Origin of the sequence: Vibrio sp. SG41-7, from assembly GCF_014164465.1 — a bacterium.
Classification (GTDB): Bacteria; Pseudomonadota; Gammaproteobacteria; order Enterobacterales; family Vibrionaceae; genus Vibrio; species Vibrio splendidus.
Map to the genome: position 1 here is coordinate 1 of NZ_JACJFF010000200.1, position 5,167 is coordinate 5,167.

At 45.3% G+C, this 5,167-nt stretch carries 4 protein-coding genes; 2 read left to right on the plus strand and 2 right to left on the minus strand.

Going from position 1 to position 5,167, the window contains the following annotated elements; genetic code table 11:
- The first annotated feature begins 566 nt into the window (after nt 1-566).
- A complete protein-coding gene (locus H5300_RS25365; RefSeq protein ID WP_182797217.1) occupies nt 567-1,460 on the plus strand; it encodes a DNA replication terminus site-binding protein in 894 nt (297 codons plus the stop codon).
- Between the two features lie 155 nt (nt 1,461-1,615).
- Here the strand turns inward: H5300_RS25365 and H5300_RS25370 are convergent, their stop codons facing one another.
- Nucleotides 1,616-2,299 carry an IS6 family transposase gene (locus H5300_RS25370; protein WP_182797218.1) on the minus strand — a complete coding sequence of 228 codons (684 nt, stop codon included), beginning with the start codon at nt 2,297-2,299 and terminating at the stop codon, nt 1,616-1,618.
- A 500-nt stretch (nt 2,300-2,799) separates the two neighbouring features.
- Between H5300_RS25370 and H5300_RS25375 the strand changes: the two genes are divergently transcribed.
- Entirely contained in the window at nt 2,800-4,512 is a 1,713-nt protein-coding gene (locus H5300_RS25375; RefSeq protein WP_182797219.1) for a methyl-accepting chemotaxis protein, read from the plus strand.
- 25 nt (nt 4,513-4,537) lie between these two features.
- Here H5300_RS25375 and H5300_RS25380 read toward each other — a convergent pair whose 3' ends face one another.
- A complete protein-coding gene (locus H5300_RS25380; protein WP_259397946.1) occupies nt 4,538-5,065 on the minus strand; it encodes a DMT family transporter in 528 nt (175 codons plus the stop codon).
- Nucleotides 5,066-5,167: the final 102 nt, after the last annotated feature.

The following is a 5,167-nucleotide window of genomic DNA, read 5'->3' on the forward strand; positions in this document are numbered from 1 at the left end:
TAGATGAGGTTATGTTGTCCTCATCATCATCGGTACTATGGGCTCATCCGACTGCCTATTGTGTGTACTCTGAGAATTTCGAGGTCCCCCCTTATATCTCTGAGTTGGGGCGCTACTCCCACAGCGATAGGCTCTTCCACGTTTACTCAACATCCTTCAATGCATGCCATCTTGTATTACACCGGGAAACCACACAGTTGCTTAACCATGAACTGCCTTGCGGATTTCGCTATGCACTTGCGACATTCATTCTCCCCTCTGTTTAACTCAACTCACAGTGTCATAATATAACCCCATAAATATAGCAATTTAGACCATCATGCAACATAGGATACAGCTCCAATCCCCTCCACCACCGAGAAAACTGAAAGTACACCTCCCCCCCTTGCTAGACCTCTCTTTTTCTCTATTTATCTCTCTTTTTAAATTCGGGGGCGAGCCCCGGCTCAACAAAGCCGAAGGAGGAGCGTTAGCGACGACCGAGGCTTATACCCCACTTTGCATGATGGTCTAAAAACGGCTAAAATGTAATCAATGATCCGTAAGAACGACGCAAGGAACAAATGATGAGCCAGATAAAAACGCTCTTTGATGACGTGACACTTAATCTGTCTCGTCTGAACAAACTACTAACGAGCACTATGCCAAGCATGGCGATAGTAAGCCGGATACCTCCAGTACATAAAGGCAATGAGCATGAGGTAATAAAGCTCATCATGCCCGAACACCATTCCGGCATGGCCGCTATGAAGCTGGCGGGTGAAGGCTACCTAGACCTGCACATCAAACACCCATACTCACAGAAATTTGCCAGACGTTATGTTGGCGTGATCCACCTGCTGCCCTCTAATCCCAACAGCGCTGAGATTGTTCAGTTGATACATAGTATCAACCAAGGCAAGGCAGACATCGAGGAGTTGGTGATCACTGAAAACGAAACCCGGCAAGCACGGTTCAAGGCAATTCATGACAATTGTCCCGGTGTCATGACGAAACATATCTACAGACAAATCCACTGCCTAGTCGATGCGGACGTCAAATCAGTGAAGTTTAGTTGGCAGAGAAAAGATGCTTTGCACCAACCGGACAAAGCAGTACTAATAAGCCAAATGATCAAAGAACTGGAGCGAGCCAACCCTGATAACGAGTTGCCCCTGACCCAGCTCATCAAGAAAGTCGCCAGCGCCCCTGAAATGACACTGAGAATTCGTCGGGATGTGAAAGTACAGCCAGCGGCCAATGTGGTAAAACTCTCTGGGCAGAAAACCATGACTGCTCCGTTGCCGATCATCGTGGTACAAGATGAACCCTTCAAGGCTGGACAGATCGCTTCGTTTGTGGCTGCAGTGGAGAGAAAGCAACGCTCGGACAAACAAAGCTCAACTATCCTTGGCACGTTCGCTGGCCGACAAATAGAGCAGATAGCTCCCAAAAAGTTAAATAAAGAAGATTCAACGTAAAACGAAGACAGAAGAAATTGATATCAGTTGTTCGGTTTAACCGAACAACTGATACTTTTAAGGATTATTAAATGTTGTCGTCAATAGCCCAATACGATGAGCGGCTCTGTCGCAAATCTAGCTAGAGGTGTGACAGGCCCATCCTACAGATACATTTATACTGCGAGCGCGTAGAATCGCTCAAAGGCCGTCTTGCCTTCTACATCTATCTGGTCTTGTTTCAACATCGTCCACATTTCACGCCCATGCAAACTAGCCAAGGCTCCTTCCGTTGATTTCCAACCTAGAGCTTGACGTGTTTTCTGCTTCACCCAACGGTGGCTTTGCTCAACGATATTGTTCAGGTATTTAATGTCCAAAATCTCTACTAGCGAGAGCATGAAACAACTCGTCAACCAAAGCTGAACATTCATAGAATCGATAGCCGCGTAGTTACTCTTACTTCCATCTATGACGACTTTACTTGGTAAGCCATTTTGTGAAATAGCCTTATTCAGAAAGGCTTTAGCAGCAGCCTCATCACGCTTCGGGCTAAGATAATAATCAATGACATTTCCAAATTTATCGACGGCTCGGTAATAGTATACCCACTTACCTTTGACTTTGATGTAGGTTTCATCCATACGCCACGAGTCAGACACCGGCTTCTTTCTACGCCTCGCTCTATGCTCAAATAATGGTGCAAATTTAATAACCCAACGATTGATAGTGGCATGATCCACAATGACCCCACGCTCTAATTGTATCTCTTCAATTTCACGATAGCTGAGTTTGTATGCAAAGTAATAGCGGATAGTTTCGAGAATAACTTCAGAGGGAAAATGGCAGCCTTTAAACATTGAGGATCAGTGTTATGAATAGAAATTAAGCAAAGTTTAACTCTAAAGCTCAAACTTTGCGACAGAACCACTTAACCTCATGTTTAGGTTAACGTTTTAGGTCTGTTATGCCATGTAATCGCTTGGCTGCGCTTTGAGCCTAAAACAGTGTTGAGCACCTCGTGGCGCTCCCGTGATTCCGCACTTAATTCAGGTATTTTAAAATGTGATACGAAACACGATTTTTGACCTGGTTTTATTGGGGGCGTGATTTCAGAGCTAAATAGTGCTAACAATGTAAGGTTGAGTAAGAAAACACCTAATTGCATGATATTGAAATGGATATTGTTTGATATTTTTTCGTGAATTTACTGAGAAAGGTGTAACAGCGCAAAGTCTACATCTTCTTCGAAAAAGCCACTAAATGCTTCGAAAATAATTGCAAAAACACCTGCGGAATCTCGGGTTTATCCAATTTATCTAATATTAGGAAAAATAAATATACTAATTGAGGATACGTCATGACATCAGTTTCGCGAGAGCAGAGTCCGGAAAACACACAACTCACCCGCAAAGGTTTCTCCTCGCTGTTCGCTAAAGTAAGTACCAAACTAAAATTGGCGATCTTACTGACCTTCATTGCCTTCTTGGTCTTAGGCTATAAAGGCATATCCGGTATGCAGACATCTGCCAGTTTTATTGAAGAACTGTATAGCCAAGGGATGCAACATACTATAAGAACCAGTCGAGTCATTGATGAACTGAGTAATGCCCGAAGCGCATTGCTACTCTCATTTCAACCTGATCCTTCATCGGACACGGCAGCAATGCATGACCACCCTTTGCAGTTCCATATTGATCAGATTCAGACCTCACTGAAAACCTTGCATCATATTATTGATAACGAACTATTAAAATCCGAGCTTGGCGCAGAAGAAAAAACCGTTGTCACTAATCTAGCAAAAGTCATTGACGATATTACCAACCAAGGTTTTGAACCCGCCATCGCCAAATTGAATTCTGGTGACTTTAACGGCTCCAACCTCATCCTTCTGAGTAAGATAAATCCGTTGTTTAACGAGGCTTACAAATTCGCAGAAACCTTTTTCACAATGCAGGTAAACGAAGGTAAAAACAGTTTCAATCAGGCCAATGAAAACACCCGTCACTTTATCGTTGCGGTAAGCGGTATCACACTGATTTCTCTGGTCGTGATCATTGGCCTTTCCACCGTAGTAGTAAAACGCATTAACGCTGCCGTGACCCAACTAGAGACCTCTTCAGGGCAAATTGCCCAAGGGGATCTGACCCAGCGTTTATCTCTGAGTGGAAACGATGAGTTTGCTCGTATTGCTGACTCAGTCAACAATATTGTGAGCAGTTTTCAGCATGTTGTGCAGACCAACCGTGATTCCATCAGTCAATTAGCACGCTCTTCCGAAGAGAGCTCAGCCGTCGCAGTACAGACCAAACAAAATATCCTGACGCAGCAAGCGCAAACCGAGCAAATCGCAACGGCCATCAATGAGTTTACCGCTACGGTTCATGAAGTCGCACAAAGCGCCTCATTAGCGGCACAAGCTTCTGAACAGGCGGATCAGGCCGCTGAAAGCGGTCAGAAAGTGGTGACGGAAAGTATCGACTTGATTGAAAGACTATCGAGAGAAATGCAAGACTCTGTCAACGCGATGCACCAGTTGGCGAAGCACTCAGAAGAGATCGGCAGTGTGGTCGATGTGATTCAGGGGATTTCAGAACAGACTAACTTGCTGGCACTCAACGCCGCTATCGAAGCGGCGCGGGCAGGAGAACAAGGACGAGGTTTTGCGGTGGTGGCTGACGAAGTACGAACACTCGCCAGTCGAACTCAACAGTCAACGCAAGAGATACTCGAGACCATTCAGCGTTTGCAAAATGGCAGCCGTGAATCGACTCAACGTTTAGAAATCGGCGCGCAAAATGCGTTGTCTACGGTTGAAAAAGCTCGTGAAGCAGGCGATGCACTCAATTTGATTAAGTCGAGTGTCGATCAAATCACGGCGATGAATGTCCAAATTGCGACTGCCGCAGAACAACAAAGTCTAGTGACTGAAGAAATAAACACTAACATATCGAGTATCAGCGAAATTTCCAATCAAACAGCGGTGGGAGCGGAGCAAAGCAGTACGGCGACACAAGAGTTAGCCGAGCTCACCGAACTGCTTCACCATGAAATAGAACATTATCGCGTTTAATCAAAAGCTGCTGACCCAGATCATCTCACTCTGGGTCAGCGTTTTCTTTTGCAACAAAAATCACAGCAATACCACTTAACACAAGTAACGCTGCGATTACGGAACTCGTTGTAATCGTCTCGCCAAGGCCAATACTACCCGCTGCAAACGCAATAACGGGCACACTAAGTTGAGCGACAGAGGCCTGCAACATCGATATCTGTTTCACTACTCGATACCAAAGAATATAACCAAATCCAGATGCGAAAATTCCCGACAACAAGGCCCATCCCACCCCGCTCAGCGTGAGGGTTGCGGTATGAACAAGCCATGGACTCAGCACTAAAGCAATGACGTTCGACAGTACAAAACCATGCGTAATTGAGAGTGAAGGTGCCGCCGCCGTGCGTCCCAATAACGTAAAAGCAGCCCAACAAATACCGGACAACATCATCAAGATCGCGGCCGACAAACTAGGCGTTTGGGCAGAGGGTAGCATCAAAGTAACAAAGCCCCCAATCGCCACGGTAATGCCTAAGATTTCGATTCGGTTCAAGATAGCGATGCTACGCATCGAGCTAGGGCGCTGTTAATTCATTGATACTCTTATCATTCATAGTACGTTATCCTATCCTTACGTTCCCCTCCTCTAGATTTTTACGTGGTTCAATACTCA